Consider the following 22427-nt stretch of genomic DNA (forward strand, 5'->3'; position numbering starts at 1 on the left):
GTTGCAGCCGGAGTAACAATCTGTCGCATCCAGTGGAGGAAAATAGCGGTTCCGCTACAGGTTGCTCACAGGAATGGATACCCTACAAAACATGCGGGTGTTTTCGCGCGTCGTCGAGACGGGCAGCTTCACGGCCGCGGCGCAATCGCTGAATTCGACGACGGGCGCGATGTCGCGCGCGGTGTCGGAACTCGAGGCGCGGCTGCGCACCCGTCTGATGAATCGCTCGACACGCCGTCTCGCGCTCACGTCGGCCGGCGAAAGCTATCTGCGGCGCTGCCGCCAGATCCTCGCCGACGTCGACCGTGCGGAAGAAGAAGCGAGTTGCGCGCACGAACGGCCAGCCGGCGTGTTGCGCATGCACAGCTTCGCGAGCGTCGGTCACCACTACGTATTGCCCGCGCTGACGCGTTATCACGCGCAGTTCCCGGACGTGTCGATCGAGCTGTCGCTGTCGCAGCGCATGCCCGACCTGTTCGACGGCACCAGCGACATGGCCGTCGTGACCGCGTCGTCACTGCCCGATTCGGAACTCGTGTCGCACCTGCTCGGCTCCACGTTCAGCATCCTGTGCGCGTCGCCCGACTATGTGAAACGGCACGGTGCGCCGGCCCGTCCGCAGGATCTCGCCGCGCATGCGTGCCTGACGCTGTGCACGCCCGCGTTCCCGACGCACGAGTGGGTGCTCGAGGGCCCCGAAGGCGTCGAGCAGATCCACGTCTCGGGGCCGGTGCAGACCAATACGGCCGAATCGCTCGCACTGGCGATCCGCGACGGCATCGGGATCGGCATGCTGCCGCTGTACGCGGCGATCGACGCACTGCGCGACGGGACGCTCGTGCGCGTGTTGCCCGCGCACATCCTGCAGAAGATGAACGTGTACGCGCTGTATCCGTCGCGCCGTTTCGTCGATGCGAAGGTGCGGACCTGGGTCGAGATGCTGCGTGCGCAGGTGCCGGGCATGATCGCGCGCGACGTCGAGATGCTGAACGCGATCGACCGCGAACCGCAGGCTGCCTGAAGGCCTGCACGCCGGGCGCACACGGGGGCGCCGTGTCCTGTCCGGCTTCTTCACGCATGCGCGAGACGCGCGTTGCCCGCGGAACATCCCTCGCGCGGGCGAGGCGCGTCGTCACGGCGCGGGCTTCGCCGCCGCGCCGGATTCGGTGGCCGGCTGGCCGGCCGGGCCGTACGCGGCCTGCCCGGCCTTGTGTTCCGCGAGGCGCTTCGCCTGCAGCCGTTGCTGCGCGGCCATGATGTCGTCCGGATAGTTGTCGGCTTCACCGCGCGCCGGGTTGTAACCGACCGATTCGAGATCGATCAGTTCCTGCAGCACCTGCGCGCGCGTGACGGGCGCCTGTGCCTGCTGGGCGAACGACAGGGCCGGTGCGGCAAGCAGGACGGCAGCGGCGGCGGTAACGACGAGCGATTTCACGGGGTTCTCCTGAATACGGGGTAGGTGGACGGATCGATGCGTGATGCATGACCCGAGCCTTCGACGCCAGTCTACGTAGCGGTCGCACGCACAAAAACCCCGATTCCCGGCAGGCTGCCTTCCAGATGGAACAACATTGGCGGCGCATCGCGCGTGGCGCACGAACCGATGTTCCGTGCGCCACGCGCGACGCGGCATCACGCCGTTCAGAAGCGCGTGCGCATGCCGATCGTGCCGACGACCTGGTTCGCCGTGCTCGATGCGCCGCCCGACGTGTTGATGAACGCCTGGTAGCCGCGGCCCGACGCGTGCTGAAACATCGCTTCCGCGTACAGGTCGGTGCGGCGCGACAGCTTGTATACGGCCTGCAGGTCGACCTGGTGCCACTTCGGATCCGAGCCGTGCTTGCTGTCGGGATTCGACACGCTGGCGTCCGTGTACACGTAGGCGACGCCGAGGCTGACCGCCGGGGTGACCGCGTAGCGCACGTTCACGTCGTAGTTGTTGAATGCGACCTGGCCGGTGGCGCCGAACGAGCCCGTGTTGTCGTACTGCGAGCGCGTGTAGACGAAGCCGACCGTCGCCGGGCCGAACACGTAGCCGACGCCGCCGCCGTAGGCGCGCATGCGGTCCGAACCGATCGACCAGCCGCCCTGGTTCACGCTCTTTGCCTCGGCCAAATCGGTCGCGCCGGGGCTCGCGCTCGTCGAGCCCTTCGTGCCGTTCATCTGCAGGTACGCGCCGGCCAGCTTGAGCGGGCCGTTCGTGTAGCTCGCCGCGACGCTGTACGCGCGGTTGGCGCTGAAGTTCGTCGAGTTCGAGAACGCGTACATCGCGCCGACCTTGAAACCGGCGAGCGAATCGCTCGTGTACTTGACCGCGTTGTTGATGCGCAGCGAGTGGTTCAGGTTGTCGTTGTCGAACGGATGCGCGAAGCCCGCATCGCCGAAATCGCCGGCCGTCGCGGACAGCGGCGCGACGAAGTCGACCATCGTGTCGTACTGGCGGCCGAGCGTCAGCGTGCCATAGCCGGCCTGGCTCAGGCCGACGTACGCGTGACGGCCGAACAGCTTGCCGTCTTGGCCGAGGCCGCCGTTGTTCACGTTGAAGCCGTTCTCGAGCACGAACAGCGCCTTCAGGCCGCCGCCGAGATCCTCGGTGCCGCGCAGGCCGAAACGGCTGCCGTTGACCGTGCCGCTGGCCATGCGCCACTGCGACGCGCCGTTCACGTTGTTGGTATAGGCGATGCCGGCGTCGATCAGGCCGTACAGCGTGACCGAGCTCTGCGCATGGGCGAGCGGCGCGAACAGGGCGGCCGCGCATGCACCGGCGATCAGGGTTTTTTTCATGGTGAAGCTCCTGCGTGTGGGACGGGAAACCAAAGTTCGGCGCAAGTATAGGAACGCCCTGCGCGCGCGCGGCCGCCGGCGCGGCGAGCGCACCTTTCCGGATCCGGCAAGAGTCCTTCACAAAACCGACATGTCGCGCGGCGTGCGCGCGAGGCCGGCGGTTTTCACGTGATCGCCGACGCCGGGCTTCCGTCCGGCCGTGGCCGGCTGTCGTGCCGACGCAACATGCGCGGCGCGTGCGCGCATCGATGTTTTTCATCCATACTGGTCACCGGGATCGCACGGCCGCCGGCGCCAATCGCGCGGCGCGCGTCATGCATACAACAAGGGGCCTCCACATGAATCTGTTCAACGTACGCTTGCGCGGCCGCGACGGCCTGTTCACGATCGGCATCGACGGCGGCACGATCGCGCGGATCGATGCGCAATCCGCGCCGATCGCGCCGGCGAACCCCGGCGATATCGACGGCGGCGGCCGGCTCGCGATTCCGCCGCTCGTCGAGCCGCATATCCACCTCGATGCGGTGCTGACGGCCGGCGAGCCGGCATGGAACATGAGCGGCACGCTGTTCGAGGGCATCGAGCGCTGGGCCGAACGCAAGGCGACGATCACGCACGAGGACACGAAAGCGCGCGCGCATGCGGCGATCGGCATGCTGCGCGACCACGGAATCCAGCACGTGCGCACGCACGTCGACGTGACCGATCCGACGCTCGCCGCGCTGAAGGCGATGCTGGAAGTGAAGGACGAGGCGCGCGGGCTGATCGACCTGCAGATCGTCGCGTTTCCGCAGGAGGGCATCGAATCGTTCGACGGCGGCCGCGCGTTGATGGAGCAGGCGATCGACCTCGGCGCGGATGTCGTCGGCGGCATTCCGCATTTCGAGAACACGCGCGAGCAGGGCGTCAGCTCGATCGGCTTCCTGATGGACCTCGCGGAACGCACCGGCTGCCTCGTCGACGTGCATTGCGACGAGACCGACGACCCGCATTCGCGCTTTCTGGAAGTGCTCGCCGAAGCCGCGCGCGTGCGCGGAATGGGCGCCCGCGTGACCGCGAGCCACACGACCGCGATGGGCTCGTACGACAACGCGTACTGCTCGAAGCTGTTCCGGCTGCTGAAGCGCGCGGGCCTGAACTTCATCTCGTGCCCGACCGAGAGCATCCACCTGCAAGGACGTTTCGATACGTTTCCGAAGCGGCGCGGCGTCACGCGCGTCGCCGAACTCGACCGCGCCGGGCTCAACGTGTGCTTCGGGCAGGATTCGATCAAGGATCCGTGGTATCCGCTCGGCAACGGCAACATCCTGCGCGTGCTCGACGCGGGCCTCCATATCTGCCACATGATGGGTTACGAGGACCTGCAGCGCTGCCTCGACTTCGTGACCGACCACAGCGCGACGGCGCTGCATCTCGGCGACGGCTACGGCATCGCGGCCGGGCGTCCGGCGAATCTCGTGGTGCTCGATGCGGACAGCGACTACGAAGCCGTGCGCCGGCAGGCGAAGGCCACGCTGTCGGTTCGCCACGGGAAGGTGATCATGCGGCGCGAACCGGAGCGCGTGACGTATCCGGACTGACGCGGAAGGCGGGGCGCACGGCCTCGTCCGATCGCATGTATTCATCGAATGCATGAGTCGATGCTAAAAATACGTTTGTCTCATGATCGGTGCGGGCCTACGATGCGGTCCTGACGACGGTGCGCGTGTTGCGCGCCGTCCTTTCGATCCCGTTCGCCGACCTCATGCGCCTCGATCTGCCGTCCGCTCCCGCATCCTCTCCGCCGCCTGCCAGCCCGTTCGCGCGGATGGCCGTCGTCACGGTCCTGACCGGTCTTGGCGCGGGCCTGGGCGGCATGCTGCTCGCGCTGCTGCTGCATGCGATCCAGCACATCGCGTACGGCTACAGCATCGCGCACGTGATCGGTTCCGAGAGCTTCCTCGGCGGGGTGACCGGCGCCGATCCGCTGCGCCGGGTCGCGGTGCTGACCGTCTGCGGAATCGTCGCCGGTGGCGGCTGGTGGGCGCTCTACCGGTATGGCCGGCCGCTCGTCAGCATCCGCCGCGCGGTGCGTGCGGCCGATCCGCGGATGCCGTTCGTCAGCACGACGGTTCACGCGCTGCTGCAGATCGTCACCGTTGCGCTCGGCTCGCCGCTGGGCCGCGAAGTCGCACCGCGCGAGATCGGTTCGCTGCTGGCAGGGCGGTTTGCGCACGCCGCGGGGCTCACGCCCGACGACTGCCGGCTGATGGTCGCGTGCGGCGCCGGCGCGGGCCTCGCGGCGGTCTACAACGTGCCGCTCGGCGGCGCGATCTTCGTGCTCGAAGTGCTGCTCGGCACGTTCGAGCTGCGTGCGCTGGTCGTCGCGGTCGTGACCTCGGCGATCGCGGCGGCCGTCGCGTGGATCGGCCTCGGCAACGAGCACCAGTACACGGTGCCGCCGTTCGTGCTGAGCACGCCGCTCGTCGCGTGGTCGATCGTCTGCGGGCCGCTGTTCGGTTTCGCCGCATACGGTTTCGTGCGGCTCACGACCCGCGCGCGGGCGAACGCGCCGAAAGACTGGCGGCTGCCCCTGTTCGCGCTGGTCAATTTCGTCGTGATCGGTGTGCTCGCGATGGGGTTTCCTCAACTGCTCGGCAACGGCAAGGGGCCGGCGTCGCTGGGTTTCGACGGCACGCTGACGATCGGCCTGGCCGCTGCGTTGCTCGTGCTGAAGGTGCTGATCGAGGCAGGCAGCCTGCGGGCCGGCGCGGAGGGCGGGCTGCTGACGCCGGGCCTGGCGAACGGCGCACTGATCGGCGTCGTGCTCGGCGGGCTGTGGAGCCTCGTGTGGCCGGGCGCGTCGATCGGCGGGTGTGCGCTGATCGGCGCGACCGCGTTCCTGGCCGCGTCGATGCAAATGCCGATCACGGCCGTGGTGCTGCTGCTCGAATTCACGCGCGCGAATCACGACAGCCTCGTGCCGATGCTGCTGGCCGTGGCCGGCTCGCTCGTTGCGTACCGGTTCGCGCAGCGGCTGGCGGAGCGACGGGCGAGTGCGGTTGCCGCCGTGAACGCGCCTGCGACGACGGCGCGCTGACGCGCTCGAGCGGCTGAGGGCGGGCCACGTCGTCTGTGTCGATTCGGCGCCGCTTACCGGGTCGCCGAGGTGTCGCGGCGCGGTGCGCGGGGTTCCTCGTGCTGCGTTTCGTGCAAAAGGGCCCGCGCTCGAGGTCATGGGATACGTCGTGACGACGCGCCAGTTTTCGGGCGCGGGGTGTGTGGCGCGGATGGATCTGTTCTGATCGAGCGGGGCGAGATCCGGGCGGCGTGCTCCGTCCGCATCTCGCCATCCCGGATCCGGCCCGCCGTCAGCCGTGCGATCGTGCGGCCCGGCGTTCGTGCCCGTGACGCAACGCGAGACTCGCGAACGCGGCGACGAGGAGCGCGGCGGCCAGCAGGGTCAGCCCGTTCTTCGCATTGCCGGTGGCCTGTTCGATCGCGCCGACGACGGTCGGCCCGACGAAGCCGCCGAGCAACCCGCACGTATTCACGAGCCCGAGTCCGCCCGCCAGTGCGCTACCGGCCAGCCGCGACGCGGGAAACGTGAAGACGATCGATTGCACGACGAAGAACATCGATGCGGCCACGCACACGCACAGGAGCCCCGCAACCGGCGACGTATGCGCCGCGCCGACCATCCCGGCCGCCATCACGACCAGCCCCGCGCACAGCATCCGGCGCGCATGCCGTGACTCGCGTGCAAAGCGCGGCAGCGTTGCGGCGCCGCATGCGGCGGCGAGCCAGGGCAGCGCGGTCAACAACCCCACCGCGAACGGCGAGAAGCGTCCCGAGGCGCCGATGATGCCCGGCAGGAAGAAAATCACCGTATAGATGGTCAACTGGTGGCAGAAGTACACGAAGATCGCGAGCCAGATCTGCGGATCGCGCAGTGCCGCGCCGAACGCATGCCCGCCGTGCGTGCCGACGCCCGCATCCTGCTCGGCGGCCAGCGTGCGTTCGAGTGCGCGTCCGGTCTCCGGGGCAAGCCACGGCGCGGTGCCCGGACGATCCGGCAACCGTGCCCACACGACGAAGGCGAGCAGGATCGCCGGAATCCCTTCGACGACGAACAGCCATTGCCAGCCGTGGAAACCGAGCGTGCCGTCGAGTTCGATCAGCGCGCCGGCCAGCGGGCCGCCGACGATGTTTGCGATGCACACCCCGAGCAGGAAGTAGCCGGTGGCGCGCGCACGCTCCTCGCGGCCGAACCAGTACGTCAGGTACAGCATCACGCCGGGAAACAGCCCGGCTTCGGCGGCCCCGAGCAGCAGGCGCATCACGTAGAACGACGTCTCGCCGCGGACGAACGCCATCGCGATCGACAGCGCGCCCCAGGTGATCATGATCCGCGTGATCCAGAAGCGGGCACCGACGCGATGCATGATCAGGTTGCTCGGGATTTCGAAGAGCGCATAGGTCAGGAAGAACAGCCCCGCGCCGAGTCCGTACGCGGCCGATGAAATGCCGAGATCGACTCCCATCGAATGTTTGGCGAACGCGATGTTGGTGCGGTCGAGAAAGCTGATCACGTATGCGGCGATCAGCAACGGCATGAGTTTGCGGAACAGCAGCCGGTTCAGCGACGCGCTCGCGTCGCCGGCGGCGGAAGGCAGGGCCTGGGCGTGATGAGTGGACATGCGGACGACTCCGGTAAGGGCGAACCGGCGCGCACGGCAAGCACGGTGCGCCGCGTTCGGCAAATGCCGCTGCGGGGCATGCAGCGGATGGGCAGACGACGGAGCCGCGCCGGCGGCGCTCGAACGGAGCGGGGCGATGATGGGCGTCCGGGCGCCGGCCGGCTCGGGCCGGCGCCTTGTCACTGCGCTTGCGGGTTCGGGGGTCGGGGTGCGACCCGCGGTCAGAAATTCACCGCGTCGCCGCCCTTGAGTGCGAGCATCGCGCGCGCTTCGGCCGGTGTCGCGATCTCCAGCGACAGGCCTTCGAGCACCTGGCGCATTTTCAGCACCTGCGCGGCGCTCGATTCCGCGAGCTTGCCCGGCGCGATCCACAGCGAATCCTCGAGTCCGACGCGCACGTTCGCGCCTTGTGCCGCGCCGATCGTCGCGAGCGGAATCTGGTTGCGGCCGGCACCGAGGATCGACCACACGTAGTCGCCGCCGAACAGGCGGTCGGCCGTGCGGCGCATGTGCATCAGGTCTTCCGGATGGGCACCGATCCCGCCGAGCAGGCCGAACACGCTTTGCACGAAGAACGGCGGCTTCGCGAGCCCGCGGTCGACAAAATGCGCAAGGTTGTACAGGTGCGAAATGTCGTAGCACTCGAATTCGAAACGCGTACCGTTCGCTCCGCAGCGCGTGAGGATCGTCTCGATGTCGGCGAAAGTGTTCTTGAACACCAGGTCGCGGCTCTTCTCGAGGTGTTCGCGTTCCCACGGATGCTTCAGCTCCCGAAAGCGCTCGAGCATCGGGTACAGCCCGAAGTTCATCGACCCCATGTTCAGCGAAGCGACCTCGGGCTGGAAATGCAGCGCGGGCTGCAGCCGTTCGTCGACCGTCATGTGCGGGCTACCGCCCGACGTGAGGTTGATCACCGCGTCGGTTTGCGCCTTGATGCGCGGCAGGAATTCGGCGAACACCGCCGGATCCTGGGTCGGCTTGCCGTCGGACGGATGGCGCGCGTGGAGGTGCAGGATCGCCGCGCCGGCCTCGGCGGCCGCGACGGCGGCCGTTTCGATCTCGTGCGGCGTCACGGGCAGGTACGGCGACATCGACGGCGTGTGGATCGCGCCGGTGGGCGCACAGGTGATGATGACTTTGCGAGCGTTTGCCACGGATGGATTCCTTTCGGTGAACGATGCCGGGTGCGTCACAGCACTTCGACGTTGCCGCAGACGGAGATGGCCTGCCCCGTGATTCCGTGCCCGCCCGGCGAGCACAGGAACAGCGCGGTCGCGGCGATTTCGGCCGGGTCGGTCATGCGCCGCAGCGAGATCTTCTCGAGATAGCGCTTCTCCATTTCGTCGTAACCGATGCCCAGTTGCTGCGCGCGTGCGTCGATCACGCGGCGCATCCGCGGGCCGCGCACGATGCCGGGCTGAATCGCATTCACGCGGATGCCGAGCGGGCCCAGTTCGATCGCGAGGCTCTTCACGAGGCCGACCACGGCCCATTTCGTCGCGGCGTACGGCGTGCGGAACGCGTAGCCGAGCCGCCCGGCGACCGACGACAACGCGATGATCGCGCCGCCATGTTTCGCGTCGCGCAGCAGCGGCACCGCACGGCGCGCGAACTGGAACTGTGCGTTCAGGTTGATCGCGACGGTTTGTTCCCACTGCACGGGGTCGATCTCGTCGATGCCGCCGGTCGGGCCGGCGATCCCCGCGTTGTTGACCAGCACGTCGAGGCCGCCGAGCGTCGCCGCGACGTCGTCGAACACGCGTTCGACGGCGGCCGGATCGGATACGTCCGCCAGCGTCGCGCTGATCGCACCGGCCCCGGCGCGCGGCGGCCGGTCGGCGAGTGCGGCCAGCGCGGCTGGCGACGCGTCGCACACATGCACGCGGGCGCCGCACTCGGCGAACGCGTCGGCGATGTCGAGGCCGATGCCCGATGCGCCGCCCGTCACGAGGACGCGCAGGCCGTCATAGGGTTTCAGCAGGTCGGAAGCTGTCATGCCGGGTTGTCTCCATCGTTGATGTTGTAGGATCGCAGCCGCCCGCGGCGGGCGGCCGCTACGGCTTTGCGTTCACGGTTCGCGGGGCCTGTTCGGCCCGCAAGGTTTCGGCGAGATCGTGTGCGGCGCCGCCGATGTCGAGCGCGATGCCGGCCCGCACGCCGGTGCCGTCGCGCCGTTCGAGGGCGTCGACGATCGCGCGGTGCGCGTCCATCGAGCGCCGCATGTGCGGGATGTCGAGCGCGACCATGTTCAGGAACGGCCCGACCCGCATCCACAAGTTCTCGACGATCGCGAGCGTGCTTTCGCTGGCGCCGTGCGCGTAGATCGCGCTGTGGAAGGCGAAATTGCTTTGCAGGTAAGCGCGCGAGCGGCCGGCTTCGACGTGCGCCTGCATCGTCTCGCAGGTCTTGCGCACGGCCGCGATCTGCGCGTCGCTCATTCGTCCGCACGCACGCTCGGCGATGCAGCCCTCGAGTGCGATCCGCACGTCGCGCAGTTCGTCGAGCATGTCGAGCGTCATCGGCGGCACGACGAGCGCGCGATTCGGGCCGTCGACCAGCGCGCGCTCGGCGCGCAGCCGCGTGAGCGCGGCGCGCACGGGCATCGTCGACGAACCGACCGCCTCGGCGACGCTGCGCAGGCTCAACGCCTGGCCGGGCGCGAAACGGCCGCTCATCAGCGCTTCGCGCAGTTGCTGGTAGACCTTGTCGGCCATCGTTTCCTGTTCGATGGCTTTCAGTGCGGGCGGGACGATACGAGGCGCCAAGGCGGGGTTCTCCTGGGTTTGATCTGCGATCTGTGATCACACTTGCGATAGGCGAAGTGTTGACGATGCGGCGGGCGGAGTCAAGACGAACGGGATCGGGGAAAACGCCGAGGAAGGGCAGACGAGGAGTTGACGGCCAGGTACCGATTCGGAGCATGCGCCGGACGTCATTCACGCACGGGTGGCGAAGCATCTGGCGCGGGATTATCGACATCCGGTCGTCGAAACGGATGTCGGCGACGTGAAGTTCGACTACCTGAAGTGCGTCGATCTGTACCACGGCAAAGCACGGGACGCCGCGGCGAAACAACGCGTGTGCACCCGAACGGTACCTATCGGACCAAGAAGCCGCAGAAGCCGCGCTGACGATCAAACGCCGTCGTACACCGCGCCTTCCGCGCCACGAACCCTACTCGAGCGTCCTGATCGAATTGCTGATGCCGCGCGCGCAGTCGATCACGGCCGGCGCGAGCTTGCGGCGCGCGTCGTCGAAGGTCCAGCGGCTCGTCGGCGCAACCACGTGCACGGCCGCCACCGGCTGCCCCTGGCTGCCGAGCACGGGCGCCGCGATCGACATGTCGCCGATGAACAGTTCTTCCTGGTTGGTGGCGTAGCCTTCGCGCCGCGCGCCGTCGAGCAGCACGACCAGTTCGTCGAGCGCCGTGACCGTGCGCGGCGTGTGCGGCGGGCGCGCCATGGCGTCGAGACGCGCGCGCGCGTCGCCGGGCGGCAGCGCGCTCAGGAATGCGCGGCCGCAGCCGGTGCAATACATCGGGATGCGGCTGCCGATCGGCATGTGGATCGGCACGAACTTCGTCGACACGAAACGCGCGACGTACACCATCTCGTCCTCGTCCGGCTCGGTGAGGTTGGTGGTTTCGCCGGTCAGGTTCGTGAGCTCCGACAGAAACGGATTCGCCACGTCGATCAGCGTATCGGCCGCGAGATAGTTGAAGCCGATCCGCATCACGTGCGGCGTGAGCTGGTAGCGCCGCGTGACCGGATGCTTGCGGATGTAGCCGAGCTTCTCGAGCGTATAGACCATGCGCTGCGCCGAGCTTTTCGTCATGCCCGCGGCGTCGGCCACTTCCGCCAGCGTCATCGTGCGCCGCTTCGCGCTGAACGCGCGCAACACGTTCAGCCCTTTCTCCAGCGACTGGTTGAACAGCAGGTCGTTTGACTGATCGGGCGACGTTTCCATGGGCAAGGGGCCGAATCGATTCGATAACGCATCATAGCGTATCGCATATCGATACTCAAAAATCTTTTCTCGATATTTTTGATTCGTTTTAAGATCGAGTCATCGTCGCAGTGTCGATCCGCGACCAGTCGGCGCACCGAAGTATTCGAGAAGGAGGCACCATGGTTTCGTTCATCAAGCGGTTCGGCGCACTGGCCGCCGGTTTCGCCACCTGCATCGCGCTCGGCGCGGCATCGCCCGGCGCCGCCGCGGCCGAGCCGACGCTGAAGGTCGGCGCGACGGCCACTGGCGTGCCGTTCACGTTTCTCGACGTCAAGAGCAATTCGATCCAGGGGATGATGGTCGATGCGATCACCGCGGCCGGGCAGTCGGCCGGCTTTCGCGTCGACGTGCAGCAGACCGTGTTCTCGGCGCTGATCCCGTCGCTCACCACGCAGAAGATCGACATCATCTCGGCCGCGATGCTGAAGACGCCGGCGCGCCAGCAGGTCGTCGACTTTTCCGACACGGTCTATTCGTTCGGCGAAGGCCTGATCGTGAAGGCGGACGACCCGGGCCGCTACACGTCGATGGACGATTTCAAGGGGCAGGTGGTCGGCGCGCAGGTCGGTACGGCGTTCGTCGACGCGCTCAACAAGAAGGGCATCTTCAAGGAAGTCCGGACCTACGATTCGATCGCGGACATCATGCGCGACGTCGCGCTCGGGCGCATCAAGGCCGGCTTCGCCGACCAGCCGATCGTCGCGTACCAGATCGAACACGGCGTCAACCGTCAGGTGCGGCTCGTGCCCGAATACCAGAGCGTCGTGAAGGGGCAGGTCTGCTTCATCGTGCGCAAGGGCGACACGGCAACGCTCGAGCAGCTCAACGGCGCGATCCGCAAGATGAAGAGCGACGGCACGCTGCAGCAGATCCTGCAGAAGTGGCACATGAGCTGAGCGCCCGTCCGGGAGGCCCGGACGATATCGCCCGCGTGTCGCGGGCACCCACTGCGGCGCGTCGCCAGGCCGTCGCATAGGAGACCTCATGTTTTTTCAGAACGCGATCGATTTCCTGCCGATCCTGCTGAAGGGCGCGGTGGTCACGATCGAGATCACGGCATGCGCGTTCGTGCTCAGCTCGGTGCTCGGGCTGATCCTCGCATTGCTGAAGGTGTCGCGCAACCGTGTCGTGGCGACGGCCGGCAGCACGGTCGTCAACGTGATCCGCGGGCTGCCGATCATCGTGCAGCTGTTCTACATGTATTTCGTGCTGCCCGATCTCGGCATCCAGCTGTCGGCGTTCCAGGCCGGCGTGCTCGGCCTCGGCATCGCGTACTCCGCCTACCAGGCGGAAAACTTCCGCGCCGGCATCGAGGCGATCGACCGCGGCCAGATCGAGGCCGCGCACGCGATCGGCATGCGCGGCCCGATGATCATGCGGCGCGTGGTGCTGCCGCAGGCGTTCCGCATCGCGCTGCCGCCGTACGGCAACACGCTCGTGATGCTGCTGAAGGATTCATCGGTCGCATCGACGATCACGGTCGCGGAGATCACGCGCGCCGGGCAGCTGATCGCGTCGTCGACGTTCCAGAACATGAGCGTCTATACGCTCGTCGCGTTGCTGTACCTCGCGCTGGGCCTGCCGCTGATGTTCGGCGTGAACCGGCTCGGCAAGCGGCTCTCGCTGAGGAGAAGCACATGATCCGGATCGATGCGATACACAAGCGTTTCCAGCAGCACGCCGTGCTGAAGGGCGTGAGCCTCGACGTGCAGCAGGGTGAGGTCGTGTGCCTGATCGGGCCGTCTGGCTCGGGCAAGTCGACCGTGCTGCGCTGTATCAACGGCTTCGAGACTTACGACGAAGGGTCGATCACGATCGACGGCGTGAAGGTCGATGCGCATTCGAAACGCATTCACGAGCTGCGGATGCGGGTCGGCATGGTCTTCCAGCGCTTCAACCTGTTCGCGCACCGCACGGCGCTCGAGAACGTGCTGGAGGGGCCCGTCCACGTGCGGCGCAGGCCGGCCGCGCAAGCGCGCGAGCAGGCCCGCGCGCTGCTCGACAAGGTCGGGCTCGCGCACCGGATGAACGCATACCCGTCCGAACTGTCGGGCGGGCAGCAGCAGCGCGTCGCGATCGCACGCGCGCTCGCGATGGAGCCGCAGGCGATCCTGTTCGACGAACCGACCTCGGCGCTCGACCCCGAACTCGTCGGCGAGGTGCTCGGCGTGATGCGCGGGCTCGCGCGCGACGGCATGACCATGGTGGTCGTCACGCACGAAATGGCGTTCGCCCGCGAGGTGGCCGATCGCGTGTGCTTCCTGCACGACGGCACCATCTGCGAAAGCGGCGCCGCGCGCGACGTGCTCACGCAGCCAAAGCATCCCCGCACGCAGGAATTCCTGCGTCGCCTGCTGGCGTCGGACGACGCCGCCAACCCGGATCGAACATGAGTGCAAGGAACGCGGCACCCGGATGGCCCGACACGCAGTGGCCCGATTCGCTGTGGGCGGCGACCGCCGCACCGGCGCCCGATACCCACGCGCTCGATGCGTCCGCGTCGTGCGACGTCGCGATCGTCGGCGCCGGCTTCACCGGCCTGTCGACCGCGCTCCATCTGGCCGAACGCGGCGTGAACGTGCGTGTGATCGACGGCGCGCAGCCGGGCTGGGGGGCGTCGGGCCGCAACGGCGGGCAGGTGATTCCGGGCCTGAAATACGATCCCGACGAACTGATCCGCCGGTTCGGCGACGAGGCCGGCGAGCAGCTTGCCGGCGTGGTCGGCGGGGCGGCCGACACGGTGTTCGACCTGATCGCGCGGCACGCGATCGATTGCGACGCGCGTCGCCACGGCTGGATCCAGCCGGCGCCGACCGCCGCGATGCTCGAGACGGTCGCGCGGCGCGCGCAGCAATGGGCCGCGCGGGGCGCGCCGGTCGAATTGCTCGGTCGCGACGACGTCGCGCGCCGGCTCGGCACCGGCGCCTACGCGGGCGGCTGGATCGATCGCCGCGCGGGCAGCGTGCAGCCGCTCAGCTATACGCGCGGCCTCGTGCGCGCCGCACAGGCGAGCGGGGCGGTCGTGCACGGGCTGACGCGCGCCGTCGGGCTGACGCGTGCCGGCGGTCGCTGGCAGGTCGCGACCGCCGGCGGCGCGACGGTATCGGCCGACCGCGTCGTGCTCGCGACCAATGGCTATACCGACGGACTGTGGCCCGGCTTGCGCCAGTCGGTGATCGCCGCGAACAGCTTCATCGTCGCGACGCAACCGCTCGCGCCGGAACTCGGCCGCGACATTCTCGCCGGCGGCGAAGTCGCATCGGATGCGCGGCGCCTGCTGCTGTACTTCCGGCGCGATGCGGCGGGACGCCTGCTGATGGGCGGTCGCGGCCCGTTCGCGGAACCGCGTGCGGCGAGCGACTGGCGCCATCTCGAGCGTGCGGCGACGCTGCTGTATCCGCAACTCAAGGGCGTCCGGTTCGAATACCGCTGGGCCGGACGCGTCGCGATCACCGCGGATTTCATGCCGCACGTGCACGAGCCGGCGCCGGGCGTGACGATCGCGCTCGGCTACAACGGGCGCGGCATCGCGATGGCGACGACGCTCGGCAAGCATCTGGCCGCGCACCTGTCGGGCGACGCGCAACTGCCGCTGCCGTTCCGCGTCACGCCGATCCGGCCGATTCCGTTTCACGGGCTGCAGCGCTTCTATATCGCGGCCGGCGTGGCCTGGTACCGGCTGCTCGACAGCCTGTCGTAACGCAGGCGGGAAGCAGGATCGCCAACCGTCGTCCGATCGGGCAGAATCGACACTCCCAGTTTCCGCCGACGGATGCCGCATGACCGATCCGAACGAATCGCCCGGCCGCCGCGCCTATGCGAGCTTCGCGCAACGCTACGCGGACATCGCGCCGACGAAGGCGCACAACGCGCTGTACGAACGGCCGGCGACGCTGGCGCTGCTCGGCGACGTCGACGGCCTGACGGTGCTCGACGCCGGGTGCGGCCCCGGCATCTGCAGCGAACACTTGGCGCACCGCGGCGCGACCGTGCATGCGTTCGACGTCACGCCGGAGATGGTCGCGCTCGCGCGAACGCGCTGCGACGGCCTCGCGGTCGACATCGTGGAAGGCGACCTGGAGGCGCCGCTCGCGTGGCTGCCGGATCATGCGGTCGACAAGGTGCTGTGCTCGCTCGCGCTCGACTACGTGCGCGATCTCGCGCCGACGCTGCGCGAATTCAGGCGCGTCGCGCGCCCCGGCGCGACGCTCGTGTTCTCGATGGCGCATCCGATGCGCGACTGGATGGACGAACGGACGCGCGGGGAAGGCACGTACTTCGACACGTCACGCTTCGGTTTCCACTGGTCGGGGTTCGGCGAGCCGAGGCCCTACGTCGAAGCCTGGCGGCGGCCGCTGGCCGACATCCTGAATGCGCTCGCCGACGGCGGCTGGCGGCTCGACCGGTTCGTCGAACCGAAGCCGCTGCCGGAGATGAGGGCGGCGTCGGAACGGCTCCACGCGGAACTGTCGCTGGCGCCGGCCTTCCTGTGCATCCGCGCGCGCCGCTGATGCGGCGCGACGCCCGAGCGGCGTTCAGTGCCGTGCCGGCTCGTCGTTCAGCGTGCCGAGAAACGCCTCGATGTCCTTGATGTCCTGCGCGGTCATCGCGGGCTTGTCGCCCGGCTTGCGGTCGAACGGCGCGTCGGTCACGTCGACGTTCGCGCGATATTTCGGCGGGAGGTCGTCGTACTCGTCGACCTTGCCGTCCGCGCCGCGCGAATAGAACTTCTGCGGCGAGATGCTGCGCTCGTTGTAGAACGCCATCACCTGGTCGAGCGTATGGAACACGCCGTTGTGGAAGAACACGCGGCGCGTCGCCGAGTTGCGCAGCGTCGGCGTCAGGAACATCCCGCAATACTGCGTCTGGTCCTTCAGGTCGTCGCGGAACGGTCCGCACACGCCGAGATCGTGGAACGCCGGGTTGCGGTTCTGCGCAAGCGCCTGGTTGCGCGGCGCACCGAGCGCCTCGTACTGGTAATCGGTGAACATCGGCGGCAACCCGTCCTTGCCGGGTTTCGACAGATGGCAGCCCGCGCAATTCGCCTTGTCCGGATCGTTGAACAGGCGCAGGCCGCGCAGCTCGGCCTGCGTGAGGCGCGCGCGGCCTTCGAGCCAGCGGTCGTACTTGCTGTTGTACGGATGGAACGACGGATCCTCGACCTGGTAGCGCGCGATCGCGAACATCGCCTCCGACACCGCGAGCTGCGGGCTGTCGAACACGCGCGCGCCGAACAGTTGCACCAGCTGCGCGCGGTGCGACGACTGCGCGAGCTTGCGCGCCACGTCGTCGATGCTCGCGTTCGCCATCTCGACCGGATTCAGCAGCGGGCCGAACGCCTGCTGCTGCAGCGTGTCGGCGCGGCCGTCCCAGAACATCCCGCCTTGCGGCACGAGCTGCGGCGCGGCCGACGTGCCGGCCACCTTCTGCGCCTTGACGACGCCGGCCGCCGACGCGGCCTGCTGCGCGACGCTCGGCGCGGCGTCGTTTTCGCCGGCATCCGGGCCGATGCTGAAGTTCGGCTGGCGGTACAGGTACATCAGCGACGGCGGCGGGCGATAGCCCTGCTGCGTCATCGCGAGGCCGCCCGGCTGCACGTCGAGCGCATTCGGCGGCCCGTACGCGTGGTCGGGGCTGTGGCACGACGCGCACGACTGCTTGCCCGACGCGGACAGCGACGGATCGTGGAACAGCGCGCGCCCGAGCTGCGCGACCGCCGACAGCGGCTGCGCGGCGGGCCGCTGCAGCACGACCGGATGCGGGTTCGCGCCGGTCCAGTCGGCGACGACGGTGCCGATGGCCGCCGGCACCCGCGCGGGAAACGCGATCGCGAACGCGCCGTAGCCGAGCACGGCCGCGCCGAACACGAACGCCGCGCGGCGCGGCAGGCGGGAAGGGGCGCGCGGCGCGGGGGTGCCGGAGGCGTCGGAAGAGGGGAACGCGGGTCGGGCTGTCATGCTGTCGATCGGAACTCGGGCGCCGCTCGACGCGGCGCGTTAAATGGAAACGGCCGGCGCGCGAGGCGCCGGCCATGCGGTCGGGCAGGCGACGCTCAGATCGCCGGTGCGGCGCTCAGTGCGGTGCCGAGCGTCGGGTCAAGGTACAGCGGCGTCGTGTTCGGCTTCGACGTGAAGTCGAACAGGTTGCGCAGGTCGCCCGCGGTCGCATCGAACGAACCGCCGCCGATGCGCTGCCCGCCGAGCCAGTTGTCCTCGATGAAGCGTACGACGGACGCCTGGTCGAGCATCGTGTGGTCGACGTAGTTCTGCTTCGCATACGGCGAGATCACGACCAGCGGAATGCGCACGCCCGGGCCGCAGCGGCCGTTCACGGTCGCGCCGTTCACGCCGGTGGTGCCGCCCGTGCCGCACTTGCCGGCGCCGTTGACCTGGTCGACCGGGTCCGACGATGCGTGCGTCGGCGCCGTGTACACGTGGTCGTACCAGCCGTCCGAGTCGTCGTACGTGACGATCACGGCCGTGTTCTGCCAGTCCGGCTGCTGCTGCAGGAAGTTGACGACCTTGGTCACGAACGCCTGCTCGTCGAGCGGATCCGAATAGCCCGCATGCCCGTCCTGCGCGGCCGGCGCCTTCAGGTAGCTGACCGACGGGAAGTTGCCGGCCTTCACGGCGGCGAAGAAGTCGTCCGTGTCGTACTGGTGGTTCGCCGGCTCGGCGGTCTTGCCGTCGGCCTGGAAGCTCGAACCGATCGCCGCGACCGAGCTCGGGCGCGTGTGCTGCGGGTTCGCGGTCGACGCGTAGTACTGGAACCAGTTGTGGTGCGGGATGTAGTCGGCCGTCGCGGCGTTCACGGCGGTGGCGACCGTGCTGCGCGCGCAGCCCGTCGTACCGTTGCCGTTCGTCGTCGACAGGTTGAAGCCGCCCATGAAGCCGCCCCACGTGATCTTCGCGCCGTTCAGCAGGTCGCCGATGTTCTTGCCCGTCATCATCGCCTGGTCGGTCGTGCTCGAGCACACGTCGAAGCCCGGGTCGACGTCGTTGATCATCGTGAAGCCGCCCTGGCCGTCATTGATGTAGTACGAGCTGGCCGCGAGCGTCGACGGCTGCTTCGACGTCTTGACGATCTGCATCCCGTTGGTCTGGCCGGATACCACGTTCAGCGCGCCGGGCGTCGACGGGCCGTAGACCGTCGTGAACGTGTTGTCGCTCATCGCGAAGCGCTGCGCGTAGTTCCACAGCGCGGTCACGGTGTTGCCGTCGAAGTAGCCCATCACCTGGCCCTTCGTGCCGAACGCGCCGGCGCCGCCGGACGAGCCCTTGCCGGTGTACTTCGGGAACAGGTCGGCGAGGCCGTTGTCCTCGGCCTGCTGCTCGGCCGTGTACGCGTGGTTCTGGTCGGCGGTCGCGGCCTGCGTGCGGTCGAGGCGGAACGGGTTCGCCGCGTCGGTGCCGTTGGCCGTGTTCGTGAAGTTCGGGTTCGCGGTCAGCAGCGTGCCCGTCAGCCCGTTCGACGTCGGCGTGCCCGCTTTCGCGGTGAACGCCGGTTCGCCCGACGGGTTCGTCGCGTTCGGATAGGTGCCGAAGTAGTGGTCGAACGAGATGTTCTCGCCGTAGATCACGACCACGTGCTTGATCGGCGTGGCGGTCTGCAGCGCATCCTGCGACGACACGGCGGGCGTCGACGTGGGATCGTCGCTGCCGCCGCAGGCGAACAGCGCCAGCGCCGCGGCTGCGCAGGCGGTGACGAGCAAGGCTTGACGGAACATCGGGAAACTCCAGGTAAGGTCTTCGAGGGTGGGGCGCGGCTCCGTCGCCGCGGCGTGTCGGTCGGCGCGGAGCGCGTGAGAGAGCACGCGCATTGAAACAGCAGCATATGAAGATATGGGGACGGAGTGGTTTCGTGACGGTTGCACCGCGGTATCGATTCCATTACGCCGGCACGAGGCGCGAAAGAGAACGGAAAGGGGCAGACCGCGTGCGGCCGCCGCGGCAGGTGCCGCGGCGCGGCGGGCCGCGGCCGCCGATGCCGCGCCGGGCGGGGCGGCGCACGGCCGGCGGGCGCGTTCGCGCCGCCGCGCACGCCGACGTTTTTGACAATCCGGTGACGGATTCATACGATGAACGCCCTGCGGCGACGATCGACGTCGGCGCGCGTCTGCGAGTATTCATCGTGCCGATTCCCGTCCTGTTTGCCGTGCTGTGCGCCGCGTTCCTCCATGCGGCGTGGAACGCGCTGGTCCGCGGCAGCGGCGACCGGCTGCGTTCGGCCACCGTGCTGCAGATCGCGATCGGGCTGTTCGCGCTGCTGTTCCTGCCGGCCGCCGCGCCCATTTCAGCGTCGAGCTGGTTGTGCGTCGTCGCGTCGGCGGTGCTGCACGTCGTCTACACGTTGCTGCTCGTGCGCGCGTACGAGCATGGCGACCTGACCGTCGCGTATCCGGTCGCGCGCGGCACCGCGCCGCTGCTCGTCACGCTCGGCGCGGCGGCGTTCGCGGGCGAGCGGCTGAACGTCGGCGCGCAAGGCGGGCTCGTGCTGATCTGCGCGGGCATCCTGGCGATCGGGCTGGATCGCGGGCGCGGCGCAACGCATCCGATCGCGAGGGTGCTGCCGACCGCGTTCGCGACCGGCGTGTCGATCGCGGCGTACAGCGTGGTCGACGGGATCGGCGTGCGCGAGAGCGGCAACACGGTCGGCTATACCGCGTGGATGTTCGTGCTGACGGGCGCGATGATGGCCGCGTACTACCGGCTGCGCGCGGGGCCGTTGCGGCTGACGCAGGCGGTCGGCGAAACGGCGAAGGCCGCATGCGGCGGGGTGTTCGCCGCGCTTGCGTACGGCATCGTCATCTGGGCGATGGACCGGGCGCCGATGGGGCCGGTGTCGGCGCTGCGCGAGACGAGCGTGGTGTTCGCGGCGCTGATCGCGCGCGTGTATCTCGGCGAGCGGCTGACGCCGCGCCGGGCGGCAGGGTGCGTGGTGATTGCTTGCGGGGCGTTGTTGATCAGTGCGTTCGAGGCAGTGCGGTGAGCATTGACGACAGTCGCAAGTTTAGGCGGTTGCAGACGAAATCGTCACACGCACCGATGTAACGGGCTGTCGCTTGACGGGGCGAGGCGGCGCACAAACTGCGTTGCGCCGCTCCGGTGATCCGGCCTAGCTGAAGAGACCTAGCGCAGGCGCCGCGTAGCTCGCGAGATGAAAAACGACGACGAATAGCGTAGCCATAACGAACACGTTTCCCCATCTACGCGACGACCAGCGCCGATAAGCGAACGCATTGATGACGGCAAAGAGGACCGAGGGCCACAACGTGAGTGCGAGCAGACCGACCACGAATACCGCCTGAGGAGCGCAGTGCTCCATGTCGTTGCAGCCGGTCGAATGTGACGGTGTAGTGGGCCAATGAATTCGGCTGAACGTGTAAAGGGATGCCCAGGTAACGAGCAAGCCCCATATGAATCCGCCGAGGGTGACGGCCAGCCGTTTCATTCAACTTCCCAGAAAAGGATTTCGTTCGAATTGGCGAGGTCCGAGTACCAGTTTCCGCGTCGGCCCCGAAGATAATCGAGCGGGTTAATCATGGACGGCACGCCAATGCGAAATCGCCAGAACGACGCAGCCGAGGGTGTGAGCGTGTCCTTGTTCCACAGATCGATATGTCCGCCGCTGAATGCGTCAGCCGAATCACCGTCCTGCCGCCAATAACCGAAGAAATAGACGATACCGGTTCGGCCTTTTACCTTGTCCTGCCAATCCTGTCCGGTGATATTTTCCGGCTTGCCCAAGCCAAGGAATGGGCGAAGCTTCGACCATTCGGCTAGTTCGTAGGCGCGGGTCGCAGTTGCCTTCCCATCCAGGATGAGGCGTCCGAGCGTTCGTTTTCCTGGCATGGGCTTCAATACTTTCTGAGAAAACGACTTCATGCCGCGATTGCGTGGAAAGTTACGCTCATCCGGATCGCGCATTGATTTTTATACTCGCCGGTCGGGTCATCATATGGATCCTTCTTCGGATATGCGTTCCAAAGCTCCCGAAATGTCAGTGTTTTGAGCTGTACCGTTTTTTGAGAATGCGGCGTGTCATTGGTGCGGACTTTCGTGGACGGGTTCGGCATCGGCTACGCCCCATATGTGGCGGCGATGACGAATCCGACGGAAGCGGTCGGATCGCTGGCTGTTGCTACGGCGGGTTGCATAGTCGATTCCTGATGCATTAAGGAATCGAAGACGATCGCTGATTAGAAACAAGTCGCCTATTAGACTTGTACGACTTTTCGTGGAATTTGCTACCGATTGATGGGCGTCCCATTAATCGGTGCCCTCGCACGATGCCGCAGTCGAACACGTTTTCCGGGCAATATCGATCACGACAGACATGCTGCGACAGCTACGCTGCGCAGGAAAGCGCAGCCTGTGGCCCTGCGAGCTGCTCAACGCCTGCCTGACGCAGCCGGAACCATGATGATGCCTGCGGCACCGGCGACCTTCGCGTGAACACCTCGCCCGCGCGGGTGTTACGCTTCCACCGGCATCGCGCTCGTACACTTGATTTCGTCGAGGCACACGCTCGAATGCACGCCGCTCACGCCGGGGATGCGCATCAGCGTCTCGAGCAGGAATCGCGACAGCCCCTTCAGATCGTGCGCGACGACTTTCAGCACGTAGTCGATGTCGCCCGTCACCGAGAAACATTCCTGGATCTGCGCGAGATCCGACACGAGTTTCTGGAACTTCGACAAATCGCGGATATGCCCGCGCTCCATCGTCACATGCACGAACGCGGTGACGCCGAAGCCGAGCGTGTCGGCGCAGAGCCGGGTTTCGTAACGGCGGATCGCGCCGATTTCCTCCAGCCGGCGATGGCGCCGCAACGTCTGCGCGGGCGACAGTCCCACGGCCTTCGCCAGATCGAGGTTCGACGCGCGGCCGTTCTCCTGCAGCACCGACAGCAAGTGGCGATCGATGCGATCGAGAACCGGGTCAGGCATTTTTGTTT

Annotated in this window: 20 protein-coding genes and 2 pseudogenes; 11 read left to right on the forward strand and 11 right to left on the reverse strand. The window is 67.7% G+C overall.

What is annotated here, in order from left to right; all coding sequences use genetic code 11:
- The first annotated feature begins 73 nt into the window (after nt 1–73).
- On the forward strand, nt 74–1021 hold the full coding sequence (locus VXM69_RS08235) for a LysR family transcriptional regulator (RefSeq protein WP_034191449.1): 948 nt from the start codon (nt 74–76) through the stop codon (nt 1019–1021).
- 111 nt (nt 1022–1132) lie between these two features.
- Here VXM69_RS08235 and VXM69_RS08240 read toward each other — a convergent pair whose 3' ends face one another.
- The gene (locus tag VXM69_RS08240) at nt 1133–1435 is read right to left on the reverse strand and encodes a DUF4148 domain-containing protein (protein ID WP_367188395.1); all 303 of its coding nucleotides are present in this window, start codon (nt 1433–1435) and stop codon (nt 1133–1135) included.
- A gap of 206 nt (nt 1436–1641) precedes the next feature.
- Nucleotides 1642–2784 carry a porin gene (locus tag VXM69_RS08245; protein ID WP_367188396.1) on the reverse strand — a complete coding sequence of 381 codons (1143 nt, stop codon included), beginning with the start codon at nt 2782–2784 and terminating at the stop codon, nt 1642–1644.
- Here VXM69_RS08245 and VXM69_RS08250 point away from each other — a divergent pair.
- The 3 genes from VXM69_RS08250 (at nt 2783) to VXM69_RS08260 (ending at nt 5863) form a co-directional block, all read left to right on the forward strand.
- Complete coding sequence (locus tag VXM69_RS08250) at nt 2783–2956, forward strand: hypothetical protein (RefSeq protein ID WP_154233832.1); 174 nt, start codon at nt 2783–2785, stop codon at nt 2954–2956. The two genes, VXM69_RS08245 and VXM69_RS08250, sit on opposite strands and share 2 nt — an antisense overlap.
- 166 nt (nt 2957–3122) lie before the next feature.
- Nucleotides 3123–4364, forward strand: a complete 1242-nt coding sequence (codA, locus tag VXM69_RS08255; RefSeq protein ID WP_034191446.1) for a cytosine deaminase — start codon at nt 3123–3125, stop codon at nt 4362–4364.
- 164 nt (nt 4365–4528) lie between these two features.
- Complete coding sequence (locus VXM69_RS08260; RefSeq protein WP_034191679.1) at nt 4529–5863, forward strand: chloride channel protein; 1335 nt, start codon at nt 4529–4531, stop codon at nt 5861–5863.
- A 271-nt stretch (nt 5864–6134) separates the two neighbouring features.
- Here the strand turns inward: VXM69_RS08260 and VXM69_RS08265 are convergent, their stop codons facing one another.
- The 4 genes from VXM69_RS08265 to VXM69_RS08280 all read right to left on the reverse strand — a co-directional run bounded on the left by VXM69_RS08265 (nt 6135) and on the right by VXM69_RS08280 (nt 10228).
- Nucleotides 6135–7463 carry an MFS transporter gene (locus VXM69_RS08265; protein WP_034191445.1) on the reverse strand — a complete coding sequence of 443 codons (1329 nt, stop codon included), beginning with the start codon at nt 7461–7463 and terminating at the stop codon, nt 6135–6137.
- Nucleotides 7464–7684: 221 nt separating this feature from the next.
- Nucleotides 7685–8617: a 3-keto-5-aminohexanoate cleavage protein gene (locus VXM69_RS08270; RefSeq protein WP_034191444.1), complete on the reverse strand. Its 933-nt coding sequence runs from the start codon at nt 8615–8617 to the stop codon at nt 7685–7687.
- A gap of 35 nt (nt 8618–8652) precedes the next feature.
- Entirely contained in the window at nt 8653–9459 is an 807-nt protein-coding gene (locus tag VXM69_RS08275; protein ID WP_034191443.1) for an SDR family oxidoreductase, read from the reverse strand.
- Between the two features lie 58 nt (nt 9460–9517).
- Nucleotides 9518–10228, reverse strand: a complete 711-nt coding sequence (locus VXM69_RS08280) for a GntR family transcriptional regulator (RefSeq protein WP_034191442.1) — start codon at nt 10226–10228, stop codon at nt 9518–9520.
- A 181-nt stretch (nt 10229–10409) separates the two neighbouring features.
- On the opposite strand from VXM69_RS08280, the pseudogene VXM69_RS08285 reads away from it, so the two are divergent.
- A pseudogene (locus VXM69_RS08285) lies at nt 10410–10457 on the forward strand (hypothetical protein); the annotation flags it as partial.
- A gap of 180 nt (nt 10458–10637) precedes the next feature.
- Here VXM69_RS08285 and VXM69_RS08290 read toward each other — a convergent pair.
- Nucleotides 10638–11429, reverse strand: coding sequence for an IclR family transcriptional regulator (locus VXM69_RS08290; RefSeq protein WP_367188397.1), 792 nt, complete (start codon nt 11427–11429; stop codon nt 10638–10640).
- Between the two features lie 161 nt (nt 11430–11590).
- On the opposite strand from VXM69_RS08290, the gene VXM69_RS08295 reads away from it, so the two are divergent.
- The 5 genes from VXM69_RS08295 to VXM69_RS08315 all read left to right on the forward strand — a co-directional run bounded on the left by VXM69_RS08295 (nt 11591) and on the right by VXM69_RS08315 (nt 15982).
- Nucleotides 11591–12367: an ABC transporter substrate-binding protein gene (locus tag VXM69_RS08295; RefSeq protein WP_034191440.1), complete on the forward strand. Its 777-nt coding sequence runs from the start codon at nt 11591–11593 to the stop codon at nt 12365–12367.
- Nucleotides 12368–12455: 88 nt separating this feature from the next.
- Nucleotides 12456–13112, forward strand: a complete 657-nt coding sequence (locus VXM69_RS08300) for an amino acid ABC transporter permease (RefSeq protein WP_034191439.1) — start codon at nt 12456–12458, stop codon at nt 13110–13112.
- Entirely contained in the window at nt 13109–13864 is a 756-nt protein-coding gene (locus tag VXM69_RS08305; protein WP_301740878.1) for an amino acid ABC transporter ATP-binding protein, read from the forward strand. The genes VXM69_RS08300 and VXM69_RS08305 overlap by 4 nt, the downstream gene beginning before the upstream one ends.
- Nucleotides 13861–15171, forward strand: coding sequence for an NAD(P)/FAD-dependent oxidoreductase (locus VXM69_RS08310; protein WP_367188398.1), 1311 nt, complete (start codon nt 13861–13863; stop codon nt 15169–15171). The genes VXM69_RS08305 and VXM69_RS08310 overlap by 4 nt, the downstream gene beginning before the upstream one ends.
- Before the next feature lie 79 nt (nt 15172–15250).
- Nucleotides 15251–15982 (forward strand): class I SAM-dependent methyltransferase, encoded by a 732-nt coding sequence (locus tag VXM69_RS08315; RefSeq protein ID WP_034191436.1) that lies wholly within the window; start codon nt 15251–15253, stop codon nt 15980–15982.
- 24 nt (nt 15983–16006) lie between these two features.
- Here the strand turns inward: VXM69_RS08315 and VXM69_RS08320 are convergent, their stop codons facing one another.
- On the reverse strand, nt 16007–17428 hold the full coding sequence (locus VXM69_RS08320) for a cytochrome c peroxidase (RefSeq protein WP_059556508.1): 1422 nt from the start codon (nt 17426–17428) through the stop codon (nt 16007–16009).
- A gap of 95 nt (nt 17429–17523) precedes the next feature.
- A complete protein-coding gene (locus tag VXM69_RS08325) occupies nt 17524–19197 on the reverse strand; it encodes an alkaline phosphatase family protein (RefSeq protein WP_034191434.1) in 1674 nt (557 codons plus the stop codon).
- 404 nt (nt 19198–19601) lie between these two features.
- Here VXM69_RS08325 and VXM69_RS08330 point away from each other — a divergent pair, with 404 nt between their 5' ends.
- Nucleotides 19602–20459: an EamA family transporter gene (locus tag VXM69_RS08330; protein ID WP_367188399.1), complete on the forward strand. Its 858-nt coding sequence runs from the start codon at nt 19602–19604 to the stop codon at nt 20457–20459.
- Between the two features lie 458 nt (nt 20460–20917).
- Here VXM69_RS08330 and VXM69_RS08335 read toward each other — a convergent pair.
- Together VXM69_RS08335 and VXM69_RS08340 are read right to left on the reverse strand one after the other, a co-directional pair.
- Nucleotides 20918–21546, reverse strand: a pseudogene (locus VXM69_RS08335) (T6SS effector amidase Tae4 family protein).
- A 399-nt stretch (nt 21547–21945) separates the two neighbouring features.
- The gene (locus VXM69_RS08340; RefSeq protein WP_049032428.1) at nt 21946–22419 is read right to left on the reverse strand and encodes an Lrp/AsnC family transcriptional regulator; all 474 of its coding nucleotides are present in this window, start codon (nt 22417–22419) and stop codon (nt 21946–21948) included.
- Nucleotides 22420–22427: the final 8 nt, after the last annotated feature.

Source organism: Burkholderia sp. Ed8 (genome assembly GCF_040761425.1).
In the GTDB taxonomy this organism is placed as follows: Bacteria; Pseudomonadota; Gammaproteobacteria; order Burkholderiales; family Burkholderiaceae; genus Burkholderia; species Burkholderia seminalis.

Coding starts and splice junctions, on each gene's coding strand:
- VXM69_RS08325 (WP_034191434.1), bottom strand. CDS start 19,197: ATGTTCCGTCAAGCCTTGCTCGTCACCGCCTGCGCAGCCGCGGCGCTG.
- VXM69_RS08320 (WP_059556508.1), bottom strand. CDS start 17,428: ATGACAGCCCGACCCGCGTTCCCCTCTTCCGACGCCTCCGGCACCCCC.
- VXM69_RS08245 (WP_367188396.1), bottom strand. CDS start 2,784: ATGAAAAAAACCCTGATCGCCGGTGCATGCGCGGCCGCCCTGTTCGCG.
- VXM69_RS08305 (WP_301740878.1), top strand. CDS start 13,109: ATGATCCGGATCGATGCGATACACAAGCGTTTCCAGCAGCACGCCGTG.
- VXM69_RS08260 (WP_034191679.1), top strand. CDS start 4,529: ATGCGCCTCGATCTGCCGTCCGCTCCCGCATCCTCTCCGCCGCCTGCC.
- VXM69_RS08290 (WP_367188397.1), bottom strand. CDS start 11,429: ATGGAAACGTCGCCCGATCAGTCAAACGACCTGCTGTTCAACCAGTCG.
- VXM69_RS08340 (WP_049032428.1), bottom strand. CDS start 22,419: ATGCCTGACCCGGTTCTCGATCGCATCGATCGCCACTTGCTGTCGGTG.
- VXM69_RS08235 (WP_034191449.1), top strand. CDS start 74: ATGGATACCCTACAAAACATGCGGGTGTTTTCGCGCGTCGTCGAGACG.
- VXM69_RS08265 (WP_034191445.1), bottom strand. CDS start 7,463: ATGTCCACTCATCACGCCCAGGCCCTGCCTTCCGCCGCCGGCGACGCG.
- VXM69_RS08315 (WP_034191436.1), top strand. CDS start 15,251: ATGACCGATCCGAACGAATCGCCCGGCCGCCGCGCCTATGCGAGCTTC.
- VXM69_RS08275 (WP_034191443.1), bottom strand. CDS start 9,459: ATGACAGCTTCCGACCTGCTGAAACCCTATGACGGCCTGCGCGTCCTC.
- VXM69_RS08295 (WP_034191440.1), top strand. CDS start 11,591: ATGGTTTCGTTCATCAAGCGGTTCGGCGCACTGGCCGCCGGTTTCGCC.
- VXM69_RS08300 (WP_034191439.1), top strand. CDS start 12,456: ATGTTTTTTCAGAACGCGATCGATTTCCTGCCGATCCTGCTGAAGGGC.
- codA (WP_034191446.1), top strand. CDS start 3,123: ATGAATCTGTTCAACGTACGCTTGCGCGGCCGCGACGGCCTGTTCACG.
- VXM69_RS08310 (WP_367188398.1), top strand. CDS start 13,861: ATGAGTGCAAGGAACGCGGCACCCGGATGGCCCGACACGCAGTGGCCC.
- VXM69_RS08250 (WP_154233832.1), top strand. CDS start 2,783: ATGGTGAAGCTCCTGCGTGTGGGACGGGAAACCAAAGTTCGGCGCAAG.